Origin of the sequence: Serratia sp. H1w, assembly GCF_000633355.1 — a bacterium.
GTDB lineage: Bacteria > Pseudomonadota > Gammaproteobacteria > Enterobacterales > Enterobacteriaceae > Chania.
This window is the reverse complement of sequence record NZ_AYMQ01000087.1, coordinates 16,297-34,258: the sequence shown is the minus strand read 5'-3', so window position 1 is coordinate 34,258 and position 17,962 is coordinate 16,297. Positions and strand designations below refer to the sequence as shown.

At 55.4% G+C, this 17,962-nt stretch carries 16 protein-coding genes; 5 read left to right on the top strand and 11 right to left on the bottom strand.

The features are described from left to right. Positions 1–84 precede the first annotated feature (84 nt). The 5 genes from U869_RS0119935 to U869_RS0119915 all read left to right on the top strand — a co-directional run bounded on the left by U869_RS0119935 (position 85) and on the right by U869_RS0119915 (position 5,869). Positions 85–2,160 carry a TonB-dependent hemoglobin/transferrin/lactoferrin family receptor gene (locus U869_RS0119935; RefSeq protein ID WP_025119749.1) on the top strand — a complete coding sequence of 692 codons (2,076 nt, stop codon included), beginning with the start codon at positions 85–87 and terminating at the stop codon, positions 2,158–2,160. A 65-nt stretch (positions 2,161–2,225) separates the two neighbouring features. Further along, a complete protein-coding gene (locus U869_RS0119930) occupies positions 2,226–3,260 on the top strand; it encodes a hemin-degrading factor (RefSeq protein ID WP_025119750.1) in 1,035 nt (344 codons plus the stop codon). Beyond that, the gene (locus U869_RS0119925; protein WP_025119751.1) at positions 3,257–4,087 is read left to right on the top strand and encodes a hemin ABC transporter substrate-binding protein; all 831 of its coding nucleotides are present in this window, start codon (positions 3,257–3,259) and stop codon (positions 4,085–4,087) included. The genes U869_RS0119930 and U869_RS0119925 overlap by 4 nt, the downstream gene beginning before the upstream one ends. Then, a complete protein-coding gene (locus U869_RS0119920) occupies positions 4,087–5,091 on the top strand; it encodes an iron ABC transporter permease (RefSeq protein WP_025119752.1) in 1,005 nt (334 codons plus the stop codon). Before U869_RS0119925 ends, U869_RS0119920 begins: the two co-directional genes overlap by 1 nt. 7 nt (positions 5,092–5,098) lie before the next feature. Then, a complete protein-coding gene (locus tag U869_RS0119915; protein WP_029987262.1) occupies positions 5,099–5,869 on the top strand; it encodes a heme ABC transporter ATP-binding protein in 771 nt (256 codons plus the stop codon). 27 nt (positions 5,870–5,896) lie between these two features. On the opposite strand, the gene U869_RS0119910 is transcribed toward U869_RS0119915, so the two are convergent. The 11 genes from U869_RS0119910 to arnB form a co-directional block, all read right to left on the bottom strand. Beyond that, positions 5,897–7,339 (bottom strand): protein adenylyltransferase SelO, encoded by a 1,443-nt coding sequence (locus U869_RS0119910; RefSeq protein WP_025119754.1) that lies wholly within the window; start codon positions 7,337–7,339, stop codon positions 5,897–5,899. Between the two features lie 251 nt (positions 7,340–7,590). Next, complete coding sequence (locus U869_RS0119905) at positions 7,591–8,328, bottom strand: EAL domain-containing protein (RefSeq protein WP_025119755.1); 738 nt, start codon at positions 8,326–8,328, stop codon at positions 7,591–7,593. Between the two features lie 298 nt (positions 8,329–8,626). Beyond that, positions 8,627–9,640, bottom strand: a complete 1,014-nt coding sequence (locus tag U869_RS0119900; RefSeq protein ID WP_025119756.1) for a lipoate--protein ligase A — start codon at positions 9,638–9,640, stop codon at positions 8,627–8,629. A gap of 57 nt (positions 9,641–9,697) precedes the next feature. Then, positions 9,698–10,156 (bottom strand): NlpC/P60 family protein, encoded by a 459-nt coding sequence (locus U869_RS0119895; RefSeq protein WP_025119757.1) that lies wholly within the window; start codon positions 10,154–10,156, stop codon positions 9,698–9,700. A gap of 150 nt (positions 10,157–10,306) precedes the next feature. Next, positions 10,307–10,699, bottom strand: coding sequence for a 4-amino-4-deoxy-L-arabinose-phosphoundecaprenol flippase subunit ArnF (gene arnF / locus U869_RS0119890; protein WP_025119758.1), 393 nt, complete (start codon positions 10,697–10,699; stop codon positions 10,307–10,309). Continuing rightward, complete coding sequence (gene arnE, locus U869_RS0119885) at positions 10,696–11,040, bottom strand: 4-amino-4-deoxy-L-arabinose-phosphoundecaprenol flippase subunit ArnE (RefSeq protein WP_025119759.1); 345 nt, start codon at positions 11,038–11,040, stop codon at positions 10,696–10,698. The genes arnF and arnE overlap by 4 nt, the downstream gene beginning before the upstream one ends. Then, positions 11,037–12,701 (bottom strand): lipid IV(A) 4-amino-4-deoxy-L-arabinosyltransferase, encoded by a 1,665-nt coding sequence (gene arnT / locus U869_RS0119880; protein WP_025119760.1) that lies wholly within the window; start codon positions 12,699–12,701, stop codon positions 11,037–11,039. Before arnT ends, arnE begins: the two co-directional genes overlap by 4 nt. Continuing rightward, complete coding sequence (gene arnD / locus U869_RS0119875; protein WP_025119761.1) at positions 12,698–13,609, bottom strand: 4-deoxy-4-formamido-L-arabinose-phosphoundecaprenol deformylase; 912 nt, start codon at positions 13,607–13,609, stop codon at positions 12,698–12,700. The genes arnT and arnD overlap by 4 nt, the downstream gene beginning before the upstream one ends. Next, complete coding sequence (gene arnA / locus U869_RS0119870; RefSeq protein WP_025119762.1) at positions 13,606–15,588, bottom strand: bifunctional UDP-4-amino-4-deoxy-L-arabinose formyltransferase/UDP-glucuronic acid oxidase ArnA; 1,983 nt, start codon at positions 15,586–15,588, stop codon at positions 13,606–13,608. Before arnA ends, arnD begins: the two co-directional genes overlap by 4 nt. Then, positions 15,588–16,568 carry an undecaprenyl-phosphate 4-deoxy-4-formamido-L-arabinose transferase gene (gene arnC, locus U869_RS0119865; protein WP_025119763.1) on the bottom strand — a complete coding sequence of 327 codons (981 nt, stop codon included), beginning with the start codon at positions 16,566–16,568 and terminating at the stop codon, positions 15,588–15,590. The genes arnA and arnC overlap by 1 nt, the downstream gene beginning before the upstream one ends. Next, on the bottom strand, positions 16,555–17,709 hold the full coding sequence (gene arnB, locus U869_RS0119860; protein WP_025119764.1) for a UDP-4-amino-4-deoxy-L-arabinose aminotransferase: 1,155 nt from the start codon (positions 17,707–17,709) through the stop codon (positions 16,555–16,557). Before arnB ends, arnC begins: the two co-directional genes overlap by 14 nt. Positions 17,710–17,962 lie beyond the last annotated feature (253 nt).

The window sequence follows — 17,962 nt, the reverse complement described above, 5'->3', positions numbered from 1 at the left end:
TTATTAACGCCAGCCACCCCGATCTTGCGATCCAGGCAGCCAGCAAATCTATTGATATGTTGAAAACATACGGAGAATTGCCACATGCCTGCCATCTTTGCCTCCCGGCTGCGTTTATCCGCATTAAGCCTGGCCATTGCCTGCGCTTTGCCGACGGCGGTTTTTGCCCAGACCGACACCAGCGCGACAACAGCTACCACCAAGGAACAACTCAACCACAAAGACGACGCCATGACCGTGGTTGCCACCGGTAATCAGCGCAGCAGCTTTGAAGCACCGATGATGGTGACGGTGATCGACGGCAACAGCCCTCAGAGCCAGACCGCCACAACCGCCGGAGATATGCTGCGCCATGTACCGGGTATTACCGTGAGTGGTACTGGCCGGAGTAACGGACAGGACATCTCGATGCGTGGCTACGATCGTCGTGGCGTGCTGACCCTGGTTGACGGTGTTCGTCAAGGCACCGATACCGGCCATCTCAATGGCACCTTTATCGATCCTGGTTTGGTAAAACGTATTGAAGTCGTGCGTGGCCCATCCGCACTGCTGTATGGCAGTGGTGCACTCGGCGGCGTGATCGCCTATGAGACCGTCGATGCAGCCGATCTGCTGTTACCGGGCCATAACACCGGTTACCGTGTCTTCGGTACCGCGGCCAGTGGCGATCATAGTCTTGGTATGGGTGCTAGCGCTTACGGTAAAACCGACGATCTCGATGGTTTAATCTCTTTCGGCACTCGCGATGTCGGTGATATTCGTCAGGGCGATGGTTTTAACGCGCCGAATGATGAAACTATCAGCAACGTGCTGGCCAAAGGCACCTGGACTATCGACGACAGTCAGTCACTGAGCGGTAACCTGCGCTACTACAACAACCGGGCACAGGAACCCAAAAACCCCCAGACACCGGATGTTTCCAGCGGTAATTTGCTGACCGATCGCTCCACCATTCAGCGTGATGCTCAGGTTGGCTACAAGCTCAAACCTACCGGGCAAGATTGGCTGGATGCCGATGCCAAGCTATATTATTCCGAAGTGGAGATTAACGCGCATACCGACGGCAGCGCGGATGAAGCCCGTAAGCAAACTACCAAGGGTGGCAAGCTGGAAAACCGTACCCGCCTGTTTGCCGACAGTTTCGCTTCGCACCTGTTCACCTATGGCAGTGAAGCTTACCGCCAGGAACAGACTCCAGGGGGCGCTACTGAAAGCTTCCCGCAGGCCAAAATCAACTTCGCTTCCGGCTGGTTGCAAGATGAGATCACTTTGCGCGATCTGCCTGTCACCTTCCTGGCCGGCACCCGCTACGACAACTATAAAGGCTCCAGCGACGGTTATGACGACGTCAACGCCGACAGGTGGTCATCTCGTGGTGCAATGAGCGTCACACCTACCGACTGGTTGATGATGTTCGCGTCCTATGCCCAAGCGTTCCGGGCACCAACCATGGGCGAGATGTACAACGACTCCAAGCACTTCTCGATCCCAATGGGGCCAACAACCATCACCAACTATTGGGTACCTAACCCGAACCTGAAGCCGGAAACCAACGCCACACAGGAATACGGCTTCGGCTTGCGCTTCGATGATTTGCTGATGGCCAATGACAGCCTGCAATTCAAGGCCAGCTACTTTGATACCAAATCCCGCGATTACATCACCACCGATGTCACCATGGAGTTGGGTCGTGGCCCAACCGGTATGTATTGCATCAGTTGCACCACTTTCTCAACCAATATCGATCGCGCCAAGATTTGGGGCTGGGATGCTTCGCTGAATTATAAAACCCAGTGGTTCGGTTTGGATCTGGCCTATAACCGTACACGTGGTAAAGATGAAGCGACCGGTGATTGGCTGCCGAGTATCAACCCGGATACGGTCACCAGCGTGCTGGATATCCCCATTGCCGAAACCGGCTTGTCTACCGGCTGGGTAGGCACCTTTACCCAGAGTGCGAACCATGTGGCCAGTGGCTACAGCAAACAGGCCGGCTATGGCGTGAACGATTTCTATCTGAGCTATAAAGGCCGCGAAAACCTGCAGGGCGTCACCACGACCGTGGTACTGGACAACGCCTTCGATAAAGAATATTACTCACCACAGGGCATTCCGCAGGATGGTCGTAACGCCAAACTGCTGGTCAGCTATCAGTGGTAACCCTTTGAACCAAAGCGGGCACACCTTGTTGCCCGCAACTCACCCACAGTACAGGAAGCAATATAATGAGCGAGACCTTATACCAACGTTATGAGCAGGCGAAAATTGATCACCCAGGTAAATATGCCCGCGATCTGGCTGACCTGTTTGAGATCAGCGAAGCCGAACTGACCCACGCCCGCGTTGGCCACGATGCGCGCCGCCTGCAGGCCGATGCCCGCACGCTGCTGACCGAACTGGAACAGGTCGGTGTCACCAAATCCATAACCCGTAACAGCTACGCGGTACACGAGCAGGTTGGCCGTTACCAGAATCAACACCTCAATGGCCATGCCGGGCTGATCCTCAATCCACGTGAGCTGGATCTGCGCCTGTTCCTCAACCAATGGGCCAGCGTTTTCGCCCTGAGTGAAACCAACAAACGCGGCGTGCGTCATAGCATTCAGTTTTTTGATCATCAAGGCGACGCACTGCACAAAGTCTACACCACCGACGAAACCGATCTCGCCGCCTGGTTCGCCCTGGTCGAACGCCACCAGAGCGCTGAGAACCCGGAATTAGCACTGCAACCGGCCGAGGTTAAAGTGGGCAACAGCGCCCCTGATGCCGCCAAAATCGATGCCGACTGGCGCGCCATGACCGATGTTCACCAGTTCTTCCAACTGTTGAGCCGCAATGACCTGACCCGTCAACAGGCCTTCCGTGCCGTGGGTAACGATCTGGCCTATCTCGTGGACAACAGCGCACTGACTGACATTCTGGAAGCCGCCAAGTCTGCGCAGAACGAAATCATGATCTTCGTCGGCAACCGCGGTTGCGTGCAGATCTTTACCGGCCAGATCGAACGCCTGATGCCGCAGGACGGCTGGGTCAACATCTTCAACCGCCACTTTACCTTGCACCTGATTGAAGGGGCGATTGCCGAAAGCTGGATCACCCGCAAGCCAACCAAAGATGGCATGGTCACCAGCCTGGAGCTGTTCGCCGCCGATGGCACCCAGATCGCCCAACTCTACGGACAGCGTACCGAAGGCCAGCCGGAGCAGCTCCAGTGGCGTGAGCAGGTTGCTGCACTTGAACCAAAGGAAGTCGCCGCATGATAACTTCATTGCCCCGTCGCCTGGCGCTGTGTATCGCGCTGGCGTTGCCATTGGCCGCCACGGCGGCCGAGAGGATAGTTTCGATAGGCGGTGACGTGACCGAAATTGCCTTCGCGCTGGGCGCGGGCGATGAAGTTGTGGCACGAGACAGTACCAGCCTGCACCCTGCTGTGGTGCAGAAATTGCCCGACGTGGGCTATATGCGTCAGCTGAATGCCGAGGGCATCCTGGCGCTGAAACCCACCCTGATCCTGACTACCGAACTGGCAGAACCCGCGCTGGTGCTCAAGCAGTTGGCAGACAGCGGTGTGAAAGTGGTACGTGTCCCTGGTGATACCACCGTACAGGCGGTACCCGAAAAAATCAGCGTGATCGCCGAGGCCGTCAACCGCAGTAGCCAAGGCAAGCAGTTGGCCGAGCGCTATCAGCAGCAGTTGGCCGCCATCGCCCATACCCCGCTGCCGGTGAAGGTGCTGTTCGTGATGAGCCACGGCGGCATTACCCCGATGGCCGCGGGCCAACAAACTGCGGCAGATGCCATCATCAGAGCCGCAGGGCTGCAAAATGCCATGCAAGGCTTCAGCCGTTACCGTCCGCTGTCACAAGAGGGCGTGATTGCCAGCGCACCAGACTTGCTGCTGGTGACGACCGATGGCGTTCACTCCATCGGCGGCCAGGAAAATCTGTGGCAGTTGCCCGGCATCGCGCTGACCCCAGCAGGGAAAAATCGCCGCGTGCTGATCGTTGATGATATGGCGCTGCTCGGTTTTGGGCTGGAAACGCCGCAGGCGCTCAGCCTGTTGCGAAAAGCGGCGGAGCAAAAGTAATGCGTTGCCGAACCTCTCCCCGTCTGGCAATTGGCAGCCTGCTGATCCTGCTGACCATTCTGGCGCTTGGAGCCGCCAACCTGGGAGCGTTGACTCTGTCATTTCGCACCCTGTGGCAAGCTCCACTCAGCGATGCCTCCTGGCATATCTGGCTGAATATTCGCCTGCCGCGCGTGCTGTTGGCCGTAGTCATCGGCTGTGCGCTGGCCGTTTCCGGTGCGGTGATGCAGGGACTGTTTCGCAATCCCTTGGCCGATCCCAGCCTGTTGGGCATCAGCAGCGGCGGTGCACTGTTTGTCGCTCTGGTGATCGTCATGCCACTGGCCCTGCCCCCGCTAATCGCGCTTTATAGCCACATGCTGGCGGCGTTTCTTGGCAGCCTGCTGGTGTCGATACTGATCTACGGTATCAGTCGCAGCGGGCACGGCAGCCTGTCGCGGCTGTTGCTGGCCGGTATCGCCATCAATGCGCTTTGCATGGCGGCGATTGGCGTGCTGTCCTACCTCAGTAGCGATCAGCAACTGCGGCAGTTTTCACTCTGGATGATGGGCAGCCTCAGCCAGTCACAGTGGCCCACTCTGGTAGTCGCCGCCTCGCTGATCCTGCCGACCGCGTTGTTAACGCTGTTACAGGCACGCCGTTTAAATTTGCTACAGCTGGGCGATGAAGAAGCACATTACCTTGGGGTGAATGTGCAACGCGCCAAACTGCAATTACTCTTGCTGAGCGCCTTGTTGATTGGGGCTGCCGTGGCCATGAGTGGCGTGATCGGTTTTATTGGTTTGGTGGTACCACACCTGGTGCGCATGCGGCTTGGGGGCGATCACCGCTGGTTGTTGCCAGCCTCTGCCCTCGGTGGCGCTTGCCTGCTGCTGGTGAGCGATACGCTGGCACGTACGCTGGTTGCCCCGGCAGAGATGCCGGTAGGTCTGATGACCAGCCTGATTGGCGGTCCCTATTTTCTGTGGCTGGTGATGCGCCAGCGGGAGCGCACGGGTGGATGACTCTTCAATGCTGACAGCACGACAGTTACGCTACAACCTGGGGGATCGCCGGTTGATCACCGATGTTTCCCTCAGCATCGCCAGCGGTGAGATGGTAGCGATCATCGGCCCCAACGGCGCAGGGAAATCGACTCTGTTACGCTTGCTCACCGGCTATCTGGCCGCTGACTGTGGCGAGTGCCGCCTGCAAGGCAAACCGCTTGAGCAGTGGCTACCGCAGCAATTGGCCAAAGTGCGGGCGGTAATGCGTCAACACAGCGAGCTGGCCTTTCCGTTTACCGTGGAAGAAGTGGTTGCCATGGGCCGCTCCCCACATAGCGGGCGGGATGACAAGCAGGCGATCCAGCAGGTGATGGAACAGACCGACTGTGCCACATTGGCCCAGCGTGATTACCGTCAGCTCTCCGGCGGCGAGCAGCAGCGAGTACAGTTGGCGAGGGTTTTAGTGCAATTATGGCAGCCGCAACCCGCGCCATCCTGGTTATTCCTGGATGAGCCCACCTCGGCGCTCGATCTGTATCATCAACAGCATACCTTACGCCTATTGCGTTCCCTGACGCGCCAGCAGCCGCTGGCGGTCTGCTGCGTACTGCACGATCTGAATCTGGCTGCGCTATACGCCGATCGTATTCTGCTGTTGCATCAGGGCCGCCTGGTCGCCTCCGGCACTCCGCAAGAGGTCTTACAGACGGATATCCTGACGCGTTGGTATCAGGCCGATCTGGGCGTTGTCGCCCACCCGGAAACCGCCCTGCCGCAGGTGTTTTTACGGCAGTAACGGCAAGCCATGGAGGGCTTACGGCATTCAGCTCGAACAGGAAATTTCCAGATGCTTGCCCCAATCCGGTGGCAAGGCCGCCAGATCGTCATACTGCGCATCGTCGGCAAAAGGCTGTAGCAACGCCTGGTGCAGTCGTGCCAACTTGCTGACGTCATCCTGCTCTGCCGCTTCGATGGCCTGCTGCGCCAGATAGTTACGAAGGATCAACTTAGGGTTCGCCAGTTTCATCGCTTGCTGGCGCTCGGCATCGCTGACCTGCTCTTGTTGCAGGCGCTGGCGATACTTCTGGTACCAGCCGTCAAAGGCGTCACGATCGATAAACTCATCACGCATTGGCGTTTGCGCCTGCTGCTGCTCAACGTCGCTCAGTAAACGGAACGTGCGGGTGTAATCACGCCCTTCCTGCGCCATCAGGCTCAATAGGCCGGTCAGCAGGTCGTTATCCTGTTTCGACTGAGTAAACAAGCCCAGCTTGGCACGCATTTGCTCACCATAAGCCTGCATCAGCGCCGGTTCATAGGCGGACAGCGCCTGCTGTAGCTGTTCCGCAGTCAGCAAACCGGACAGCGTTTGCGCTAACCGATGCAGGTTCCACAGCCCCACGGCAGGCTGGTTATCGAACGCGTAGCGGCCCTGATGGTCGGAGTGATTGCAGATATAATCGGGCCGGTAGTCGTCAAGGAAACCATAAGGACCATAATCCATCGTCAGGCCGAGGATCGACATATTGTCGGTATTCATCACACCATGGGCAAAACCTACGCACTGCCAGTGGGCGATCATCCGCGCGGTGCGCTCCACCACATCGGTAAACCACAACAGATAGCGATCTTGTTCCTCAGCCCATTGCGGCCAGTGGCGCCCAATGACGAAGTCCGCCAGTTGCCTGACCTGCTCCGACTGTTTACGGTAATAGAAATGTTCGAAATGACCGAAGCGGACATGGCTTTCCGCTACGCGCAGCAGCATCGCGCCCCGTTCCGGCTGTTCACGAAACACCGGATGTTCACTGGTGACGATCGTCAAGGCCCGCGTGGTTGGGATCCCCAAGTGGTAAAGCGCTTCGGAAGCCAAAAATTCACGGATCACCGAGCGCAGCACTGCCCGGCCATCCCCCATGCGGGAATACGGTGTTAACCCGGCTCCTTTCAGATGCCAGTCCATGCTGCGGCCGTCCGCGAGCCGCTGTTCGCCCAATAGGATCCCCCGGCCATCCCCCAACTGCCCCGCCCAGGAGCCAAACTGATGGCCGCTATAGACCTGCGCCAATGGCTGCATGCCAGGCAACAGGGCTTCACCCGCCCAGATTGGCGTCTTCTCTGGAGTAAACCAACTGGCGTCCAGCCCCAGCTCCTGTGCCAGCGGCTGGCTGTAGTACAGCAAACGTGCAGCCTTGAGCGGCGTAGGTTGCAGTGCGGTATAAAAACCGGGTAGCTGTTGATAATAAGCGTTTTCAAATTGCGGCATAGGCCCTCCATCACTGTCAGTGTAGAGCTTGCCGAGGCGAATTAACACGGAGGAATTGCAGGGAGAACGCCCCCCTGCTTTACTGGCAGAGGGCGTAACAGGCTTATCGGCGGCGCCGAGAACCTTTTAAAGATTTATTGCGTGTCTGGTTAAAGTGCTTTATCAACGATAAGGCCACAATAATAATCAGCGCTGGGATCACGGTAAAAATCATCCAGTCCACTCTTTACCCCGGTGTGTAAGCCAGAAAGTCAGTTATTATTCTCGAACTCTTCGGCGATCCTGCGTAGAGAACTCAGATTATCCACACTGATGGCAGGCCATAAAAACCCCTGTAGCCCTAAAACACCGGTGTTGGTCAATTTATTGAAGTACTCGTGTTTCTCAATACCGCAGACAATAACTCCCTTACAAAGTTGATTGATATTCTTGAGCAGTGAATCGATAACCAGGTCATATCCCTGTTGGGTAAACAATTGCCAATAAAAGCGTTTGTCGACTTTGACATAGTCAAATAAACCATCGTACAGCGCGGTCAGCGTCGCTTTGCCAGAACCGAAACCATCGAGCCACAGCGTAAAGTAGTCACTTAACAAGCGGATTTTCCCGTTGTCTTTCCCGGCGGAAAGGTTGGGGAAACTCTCATTAATTTCAAAGGCAATAAACGCTAATTGCTGCACCCGCAGGCGTTGATCCTGGTTGCCAAGCAGCCAATCGACCACCGTTTCTTCGACATTAATGGTCAATGACACCCCATTAGCCACAAACCACGGCGCGTGCTTTTCAGCCAGCGTGACCTGGTCGTTGAATAATTCAATCCTTTGTTGCGGGGATAATAACCGGACTCCGATCTCTGTAGGCATCGCAAGGTTGCCACCCGAGCCAGTGAAACGGGTGAGCAGTTCCACCGCCAGCAACTTTCCTGTCATGGAATAAATCGGCAGGAACACATACTGACTAATAAATTCAACGTCCGATTGAATATTCATTTTAATGCCAGCGGCTTAATGGCGTGCAAGCCATCGTATAACAATAAGTTTTACCGATCAATCCCTGACCATTGTTCAAAAGTTGTAATGTGATTATGCCAACACTGCCAAGTAATTGATAATTTGAGCGATGTTTTTTTGCTCGACTGTTGGGTAAGTTAATTTAGTTTGTTGCATGAAGCATTAAAAATTAATGGCCTTATTGTTTGTGGGAATTATTTTTGGCTTAACACTATCAGGTGATACGGCGATCACCTGATTTAATTAATAAAAATCCCAAAAAGGACATCCGAGAGAACTACTTGATGGTTTCCAACAACCAGCGCCGCAGTTCGCCAAGTTCATTTTCCTGCTGCGGGTACTGCGCTACCAATTGCGCACAGCATTCTGCCAGAGCCTCACTGCGATAGGCACATCCCACCAGCTTTTCGGCCAAGGTCTGTAATGGTGCAGGATTCAGGCTATCGGTGAAGATCTGTGCACGTACAATCGCGCCCTTCTCAACATCAAAGAAGATATCCACGCCCCCCCAGGTAAAACGTTCATTCAGCAAGTGGCTAAACGCGGGTGCTTTGCCAAAATTCCATTCCCAGCTGCTCTGCTTGGCAAATTGTTGGGCAAAATCGGGCAAGTCTGGGAACACATCCGGCGAGATCACTTCCGGCTGCGCCGTTTCACCATAATGGGCGAAGAATGCCTGAATGACGGCGTCACAAACTTGTTGATGGTCGATCTCTGGCACAAACTCGGCCAGGTTGGCGACTCTGGAACGCACGGAGGTGATCCCCTTCGCCTGCAATTTTTTCGGATCGGGGTTGAGGTAATCCGCCAGACGATTGAGATCGGCATTGAGCAACAACGTGCCATGATGAAAGCCACGATCCTGGGTTTCGCGGTAGGCTGAGCCGGAAATCTTGCGCACGCCATCGGTCGTTTCTACCACCAGATCGTTACGCCCGGATGCCGTTGCATTAACCCCCAGCTGTTTTAGCGCCGCCAGAATAATGCCGGTAGAAACGGTTTTGTCATAGCCGGGTTTACCGGCCATAAAGGTAAAGCAGGTATTGCCCAGATCGTGAAACACCGCCCCACCACCGCTGCTGCGCCGTGCCAGCCGAATGCCATCCTGTTCCATCCGCCGGGTATTGCACTCTTTCCACGGGTTCTGCGATTGACCAATGACCACGGTTTCGGCATTACGCCACAGGAAGAGGATTTTTTGTGTGGTCATTTCGCGGAAGATGCACTCTTCTACCGCCAGATTAAACCAGGGATCGTAGGAGTCGGAAATTAATAAACGTAAGGAATTCATGGCAGTCATCTCATCATGCAGTACTGCCATCATACACCAGATAGGTGATTTGGGGCGTTAAATCCGGCGCGCCTGCCAGTACACCTTGCGCCAGTAAACGTTATTCAGTGAGGAGCGCATCACGCCTTTGCTGGTCGAGGCATGGATAAACTCGTCGTTGGTATCGTAGATACCCACATGCAGGCCGTTCTCACCGCTGCCGGTTTTGAAGAACACCAGATCCCCAGGCATCAGCTCATCACGCGAGACTTTGGTTCCCACTCCGGTTTGCTGCTCGGTAGAGCGTGGTAGTTGCATATCAAAACGATCGCGGAAGGTACGATAAACAAAGCCGGAACAGTCTACCCCGCCGCGGTCCAGCCCGCCGTAGCGATACGGGGTGCCATACCATTGACGCAGTTGCTCATTCAATTGCGCGACTACCACGATGGAGTCGGATAAACGGCCACTCGGCGGCGGCGCATGGCTGCTGCAACCGGCGAGGATCAAACTGGCTAATAGAAACCACATGCGCATCGCATTTTTCCCTTCACTTGAACGCCTAACCGGATATTTCACCCTGCCACCCCAGTTAAGGAGAATGCTGTCTGGCGTTAATTTATCGCTCAAGTCGGGAAAAAGGCAAGTATTGTGAACGAGATAATCGCGCTACTCGCGTTTTTTACGCTATTGATGGTTTTTTTCCGCCCCATGGCTGTTAATCAGCCAGACGCCAAACAGGATAAACAGCGTCCCAAGCGTTCTGAGCAAGGTCGCCGATTCATTAAACCAGGGCAAGATCACCGCGGCCAGATAGACCAGCGCATAGCTGACGCTCAACAGCGGATAGGCCCGGTTCAACGGCAGATAATGGAGCGCAAAGAACCAGCACAGCATCGATAACGCATAGCCGAAGATACCGATAGCTACCGCAAGCAGAGCCAAACCATAATGATTGATTAACGGCCAGGTGACATCGGCAAAGGACAACAGCGGGATCTGCCCCATGCCCCATTTCATCAGCAACTGGGCCAGCGTGACCAGCAGGACGCTGGCTGCGCCCCAAAGATAGCCTTTCATGATTGCAGACTCATCAGCAGGATCCCCAGAATGATTGACGCCACGCCGCACCAATGGCGCAGCGTGGTCGGTTCATTAAACAACCAACGTGCTGCCAGTGTCACCAGGACAAAATTGAGGCTCAGCATCGGATAGGCCACGCTGAGCGGCATACGCTGCAACACCGTGAGCCACACCAACATGCCCAGCCCCAATAGCAACACCGCCAGCGCCAACCAGCGCAGCGTTATAACCCACCGCCGTGCGGTTGCCTGTTGCCAGCGAAGGGCCGCCTGCTTCTGACACAGTTGCCCCGCACAGGTGAACAGGCTAACCAGGATCACCAATAAATACGCCATCATGGCTGCTGCTTATACCATACCAATGCCATGCGATGCATCTCGACCACGCTGTCTGGCGTTGGCAAATCTGTCGGCACATGCTCACCACGGGAGAGTTGCATCACCAACGATACGTCCCCTTGCTTGCGAGCCTGCGCCAACCAGCCGGCAAAATCTTCCTCGCCGATATAGTGACCTTTAGCATCAGGATAAGCCAAGCCATAGGCGATCTCGCCCTTCTCACCGTACATCAACACATCGCTGCGTTTCAGTTCCCAGGCGAGGCCAGCGGCGATACCCACGCGATCGGCCAACACAAACCGGCTCTGACTGAGCGTGGCCATATTGTCACGGGCGAAATTTTGCGGCAGCTTGGAGTCGGTCACCTGCTGTGGAATGGCATAGCCAATCAACAGGCAAAGCAGCAGCGGGCAAGCGGCCGCCCAGGTCCAGCGTTTAGCGTTATCCCGTGCGGAAACCACGGCAAACAGCAACCACCCCCCAAAGGCAATCAGGCCAAGCACGATTTTCGGCCACTCATCGGCGGTAAACAGGTGCACTTTAGGTAACGCACCGGAACCGATCAACAGCAACGCAATAATACCGATCAGGCCAAACAGACCGTTCAGTACGGCGTTAACCTTGAATACCCTGGTACGCAGTTGACCAACACAGTCCTCGGCGTAGGCCGCCATCAGCAGGGCTAACGGTGCCATGCATGGCAGAATATAGGTCGGCAACTTGCCTTTGGCGATACTGAAGAAAATCAGCGGCATCACGACCCAGCTCAACAGGAAGAACAGCTCAGGGCGCTGGACGCGTTCACGCCATCCCTTGAGCAGTGAGCCTGGCAATAATCCCAGCCACGGCAATACCGCAGCGATCAGGATCGGAAGGTAATACCAGAAGGGAGCCTTATGCTGGGCATTGTCTTCGGCAAAGCGCTGAATATGCTCCACCCAGAAGAAGTAATTCCAATAGTCAGGTTCACGTAGCGCTACCGCCAACGCCCAAGGCAGGCTGAGCAATACCGCCACCACAATCGCCACCGGCCCATAGCAGAACAGGTCTTTGACTTTGCGTTGCTGGATCACGATCGGGATCACGGCAATCACCGGTACCGCCAGCGCCAGAAATCCTTTGGTCATAAAGCCCATACCGCAGGCCAGGCCAAGCAGCACATAGCCGCCCAACTTACCTTTGGTGGTCGTGGCTTTCAGCGTCAGGTAGTAGCTGACCATAGCCGCAGTCAGCCATAGTGAGATCATCGGATCGAGTACGCTGTAAGTACCGATGCTGAATACCAGCACCATCGACAGGAAGATCAGCACCGACAGGTAGGCACGACGCGCGTTTTTCCACATCAGCCAGGCCAGGGCAAAAATCAGCAAGGCGGTCATGCCAGTGCTGAATACCGAGCCAAATCGCACGGCAAAGTTGCTGTCACCGAACAGCCATTGGCTGATGTTATTGAACCAGTATCCAGCGACTGGTTTTTCAAAGTAGCGCAGGCCAAGCAGATGAGGGACCACCCAATCCCCACGCGCCAGCATTTCACGACTAATCTCGGCATAGCGGGTTTCATCCGGCTGCCATAGCAGCCGCCCATTAAGCGGCAGCAGATAGACCAGGGCAAAAAAAATGGCCAATACGATGGCCCAGGTTCCTTTCAGCGCTTTCATGTAACGTCTTTTCCCCCAACTTCGGTTTGACAACCTAACCAGCCTTCTCGGCCAGGAAACGGCGCTCGTGTAATACGGCCTAACGGCAATGATGCTACGTCTTGCGGCAGTAATGCATTCAGAGGACAGAACTCAATGCCCTGCTGTTTGGCTCGCTGTAACAGCTGTTCGAACATCGCCGACTGCGACATGCCTTCCACTTCGGTGTGAATGGTGTACACCGGCACACCGCGATCGTTGCCTATCGCTTGCAGAATATAGTCATTGAAGTCCGCCATACTGGTCTCACGGCCAATCACCTCGTCAAAGGTGGGCAACGTCACGGGGATTTGCACCGTGCCGGGTTGGCCGTTCTCTAATAGCGGACGGAAAGGATGGGTGCCACGACAATCGCTGTTGTACTGAAAAGCAAAATCTTGCTTCACCTCCACCACGCGCTGATCGGCACGCCAACCCGCTACCGCCGAACACCGCACCGGTTCACCGGTCGCGTTTGTCAACGCATCGACACCCAACTGAACCTGCTGGGCCAGCTCTGCTTTTGACCACTGCCCCACCTTGGCCTGCCAGCCTTGGTGATCCCAAGCGTGCAATCCCACCTCGTGGCCCATCTCCAGCGTACGCTTCATCAGCGGCCCCAAAGATCGAGAGATATTCCGGCCCGGCCAGGCAGTACCCGCCAGCAGGATATCCCAGCCATACAGCGATGCGGCCTTGGAACGTAACATTTTCAGCAGGAACTGAGGACGAAGCAGGCGCCACAAGTGGCGCCCCATGTTGTCCGGCCCGACGCTGAAGAAGAAGCTGGCCTGAATATCGTATTTGGCAAACAGTTCCAGCAGGCGCGTTACCCCTTCACGGGTACCGCTAAAGGTGTCTACATCAACTCGCAGGCCGACCTTCTTCATGCACCATCACCTTCCTTTACCGTGGTGCGCAGGAAGTAGTCCAGCGTCTCGGCAATGGTCTGCTGCATGGCAATGGTCGGCTGCCAGCCCAGCAGGCGGCGCGCGTTCTTGATGCTTGGCGTACGGTGCTCAACATCCTGATACCCTTTGCCGTAGTAGCTGCTGCTTTCCACATCCTTGAAACCGGCAAACGGTGGGAAATTGCCGCGCAGCGGATGCTCGTTGAAGCTGGCCAGCAACATTTCCGCCAATTCACGAATACTGGCTTCATTGGTCGGGTTACCGATGTTGACGATCTGCCCATCGCACTGGCCGTCGCGGTTTTCAATTATGCGGTACAGCGCTTCGATACCGTCGTTGATATCGGTAAAGCAACGTTTCTGCGCCCCACCGTCCACCAGTTTGATCGGAGAACCTTCAACCAGGTTCAGGATCAACTGGGTGATCGCGCGGGAAGAACCGATACGCGCCGCATCCAGGTTGTCCAGGCGTGGTCCCATCCAGTTAAATGGACGGAACAGCGTAAATTTAAGACCTTCTTTAGCCCCATAGGCCCAGATCACCCGATCCAGCAATTGCTTGGAGACCGAATAGATCCAACGCTGTTTGTTGATTGGCCCGACGATTAGACGTGAGGTGTCCTCATCAAACTCTTTATCGTCACACATGCCATACACTTCGGAGGTGGACGGGAAGATGATGCGTTTGTTGTATTTCACACAGTCGCGGACGATTTTCAGGTTTTCTTCGAAATCCAACTCGAAAACGCGCAGCGGGTTACGGGTGTATTCGATCGGCGTGGCGATCGCTACCAACGGCAGTACCACGTCGCACTTCTTGATGTGATATTCGATCCACTCGGAGTGGATGCTGATATCCCCTTCCACAAAGTGGAAGCGCGGGTTATCCAGGAAACGGCTGATAGCATCAGAACCGATGTCCAGGCCGTAGATATCATAACGATCTTCGCGCAGCAGGCGCTCGGTGAGGTGGTTGCCGATAAAGCCGTTCACGCCCAGGATCAGCACGCGGGTCCGGCGTTTCATCACGGAGCTAGGCTTGGCGGCCAGACGCACGTCGGTCACCATGCCCATTTCCAGCGCCAGACGGCTACCCTGCACATACAAGCCTGACTCGCTCTGACCAGCAACGATTTCCAGCGCCCCTTCACCACATGCGATCACCAGTGGCGTCGTGCTCAGCACCGTACCCGGCTGCTTATCGTGTGCAGTATCTAGCACACGTGTGCGCCAAACGATCACCTTGCGCTGGCCCAGGTAGCTGAATGCACCTGGATAAGGTTCGGTAACGGCGCGCACCAGATTGTTGATTTCACGGGCAGATTTGTGCCACAGGATCTCACCATCGGCAGCGGTACGGCGGCCGAAGTAGCTGGAATCCGCTTCATTCTGAGCGGTCAGCTTCGCGGTGCCGTTTTTCAGTTTCGGCAGTTGCTCTTTCAATACGATTTGAGCCGCTTCCAATACTTTCTTGTGCAGCGTCAACGCGGTGTCATTATCGGCAATCGCGACCTTATGCTGACCGACGATATCACCAGCGTCCGGGCGTTTGACCATCTTGTGCAGTGTTGCGCCAGTTTCTGTTTCGCCGTTCACCAGCGCCCAGTTGATTGGCGCGCGGCCACGGTAGCGTGGCAACAGTGAACCATGCAGGTTGAACCCGCCTTTAGGGGCCAGCGACAAGATCTCTTCGCTCAGCATATTGCGGTAATAGAATGAGAAGATGATATCCGGTTGCAGCTCACGGATACGTTCCACCCACAGCGGATGATTCACGTCTTCCGGCGCATACACCGGCAACTCCAGCTCGGCCCCCAGACGAGCAACGGAAGAGAAGAAGTTGTTCTCACCTGGATCTTCGGTATGGGTAAACACGGCCTGCACGTCATAGCCCGCTTCTGTCAGCGCTTGCAAACCTGCGCAGCCGATATCATGGTAAGCAAATACGATAGCTTTCATCATTCTTCTTCCTGAGTATTTTGGGTCGGCTTGGCGCCAACCACTTTCTGGACAAAATAGCGGGGACGAGCACGGACATCGTTATAAATCCGGCCGATGTACTCCCCTAACAATCCCATACCGACAAACTGTGCACCGATAAAGGTGAATAGCACCGCAAACAGCGTGAAGACCCCACCTGCCGCCCATTCAGGCCCCAGGATCAAGCGCAACACGATCAACAGCACCGCCAGCACGAAGCCTGACAGCGCGATCACACTGCCCACCACGCTGAGCAGACGCAGCGGCGTCGTGGTCAGACAGGTGATCAGGTCATACATCAGGTTGATCAGCTTCATCAGGCTGTACTTGGAGTCACCGAACTCGCGCTCGGCGTGGCGTACCTCGATCTCCGTAGTGCGGCGAGCAAAGGTGTTGGCCAGGATCGGAATAAAAGTGCTGCGCTCATGGCAGTGCAGCATCGCGTCAATAATGTGGCGGCGATAGGCACGCAGCATACATCCATAGTCGCCCATGGATTTGCCGGTGGCGCGCTGGATCATCAGGTTGATCATGCGTGAGGCGGTTTTACGGAACCAGGAATCCTGACGATTGGCACGCACGGTGCCCACCACGTCATAACCCTCTTCCGCAACGCTGACCAGACGGGGAATTTCCTCCGGCGGGTTTTGCAGATCGGCATCCAGGGTGATCACCAGATCGCCGCTGACCTGATTGAAGCCCGCCATAATGGCGGAATGCTGGCCGTAGTTGCGGTTCAGCAACACGGCAATAATGCAACTGCCCGGTTGTTCCGCTGCAGCGGTCAGCATAGCAGCGGAGTCATCGCTACTGCCATCATCAACCAGGATAATTTCATACGGTTGCAGTAACTGCTTACAGGCGGCGGTGGTGCGTTCCAACAAGGCAGGCAAACTCTCCTGCTCGTTGAACACCGGGATCACCACCGAAACTTTGCTAATGGGTTCAACGCGGGACACTAGAAGACTCCAAAATGGAAGACAGGGCATTGACCACGCGATCGACATCGGCTTCGGTCATATCCGGGAACAGCGGTAAAGTACACAGACGTGCCGAGTTCCATTCGGTATTGGGCAGTGACAACTGTGGGTAACGCTCACGATAAAATTTTTGCGTATGCGCCGCGCGGAAATGCAGGCCGGTACCCACGCCGACTTCTTTCAACCGTTCCATCAGTTGATCACGTTCAATACCACAGCGCTGGGCGTCAACACGCACCATAAACAGATGCCAGGCGTGATCGTGCGGGTAATCTGGCAACCCCAACGGTTGGAAAGGTGAGTCTTTCAGCGCAGCCAGGTAACGTTCCGCCAGCACCTTGCGCCGGGCATTCAGTTCTGGCAACCGCGCCAACTGCACCACGGCGATTGCCGCGTGAATATCGGACAGGTTGTATTTATAGCCAGGTTCAACCACTTCAGCCTGCGGCTTACGCCCTTGCAGTTGACGATCGAATGCATCAACGCCCAGGCCGTGGAATTTCAGGCAACGGACGCGATCGGCCAATTCATCATCATCGGTGGCGATCAGGCCACCTTCGGCACAGGTCAGGTTCTTGATGGCGTGGAAAGAGAAGATCGCGGTACCACGCGCGCCCACCCATTCACCATTGAAACGAGCGCCCACGGCATGAGCCGCATCTTCAATCAGGGGGATGTTGTGGCGTTGTGCCACATCGCGTAACGCATCCATCGGTAATGGCGCGCCTGCATAGTGAACGGGAATAATTGCTTTGGTACGTGCGGTGATAGCGGCTTCAACATCCGCCGCGCTGACCATCAAGGTATCACGGTCAATATCGATCATCACCGGCGTAGCGCCAAGCAATTCGATCATATTGAGGGTGGACACCCAGGTCTGAGAGGGAGTGATCACTTCATCACCCGGCCCGATACCCAGTGCCATCAAGGTGATATGCATACCTGCCGTTGCAGAACAGACGGCCACCGCATGCTTACAGCCAAAGGTGCGGCAAAACTCACTTTCCAACTGCTGATTTTGCGGCCCGGTGGTGATCCAGCCGGAACGCAACACCTTTTCTACCGCCGCAATTTCTTCATCCCCAATCGCCGGGCGTGAAAAAGGCAGGAATTGATCCATAATTAAACCCCAAACGTCTCGATTTGCTTTAAACCACTGTAAGACTCTTACATTTAACGGATAGTAAACGTCACAGAGAATGATTCCTGGTGGATTAACCGCCAATATACGTTGGCAAGCTTAACTAAACCTTAAGGGAGAAATGAATTTCAGGAAATATCCTGTAAGATTTCGCCAGAAAAATAATAGTAATTCATAGCATAATCATCATGTTATGCCGTTATAATTAGTTACTTGTTTCTATTTGAACGTA

Bases quoted from the DNA above. Each gene is read 5' to 3' on its own strand.
- arnF (WP_025119758.1), bottom strand. From the start codon at position 10,699: ATGAAAGGCTATCTTTGGGGCGCAGCCAGCGTCCTGCTGGTCACGCTG.
- U869_RS0119895 (WP_025119757.1), bottom strand. From the start codon at position 10,156: ATGCGCATGTGGTTTCTATTAGCCAGTTTGATCCTCGCCGGTTGCAGC.
- U869_RS0119900 (WP_025119756.1), bottom strand. From the start codon at position 9,640: ATGAATTCCTTACGTTTATTAATTTCCGACTCCTACGATCCCTGGTTT.
- U869_RS0119915 (WP_029987262.1), top strand. From the start codon at position 5,099: ATGCTGACAGCACGACAGTTACGCTACAACCTGGGGGATCGCCGGTTG.
- U869_RS0119920 (WP_025119752.1), top strand. From the start codon at position 4,087: ATGCGTTGCCGAACCTCTCCCCGTCTGGCAATTGGCAGCCTGCTGATC.
- U869_RS0119905 (WP_025119755.1), bottom strand. From the start codon at position 8,328: ATGAATATTCAATCGGACGTTGAATTTATTAGTCAGTATGTGTTCCTG.
- U869_RS0119925 (WP_025119751.1), top strand. From the start codon at position 3,257: ATGATAACTTCATTGCCCCGTCGCCTGGCGCTGTGTATCGCGCTGGCG.
- arnT (WP_025119760.1), bottom strand. From the start codon at position 12,701: ATGAAAGCGCTGAAAGGAACCTGGGCCATCGTATTGGCCATTTTTTTT.
- arnA (WP_025119762.1), bottom strand. From the start codon at position 15,588: ATGAAAGCTATCGTATTTGCTTACCATGATATCGGCTGCGCAGGTTTG.
- arnE (WP_025119759.1), bottom strand. From the start codon at position 11,040: ATGATGGCGTATTTATTGGTGATCCTGGTTAGCCTGTTCACCTGTGCG.
- U869_RS0119930 (WP_025119750.1), top strand. From the start codon at position 2,226: ATGAGCGAGACCTTATACCAACGTTATGAGCAGGCGAAAATTGATCAC.
- U869_RS0119935 (WP_025119749.1), top strand. From the start codon at position 85: ATGCCTGCCATCTTTGCCTCCCGGCTGCGTTTATCCGCATTAAGCCTG.
- arnB (WP_025119764.1), bottom strand. From the start codon at position 17,709: ATGGATCAATTCCTGCCTTTTTCACGCCCGGCGATTGGGGATGAAGAA.
- U869_RS0119910 (WP_025119754.1), bottom strand. From the start codon at position 7,339: ATGCCGCAATTTGAAAACGCTTATTATCAACAGCTACCCGGTTTTTAT.
- arnD (WP_025119761.1), bottom strand. From the start codon at position 13,609: ATGAAGAAGGTCGGCCTGCGAGTTGATGTAGACACCTTTAGCGGTACC.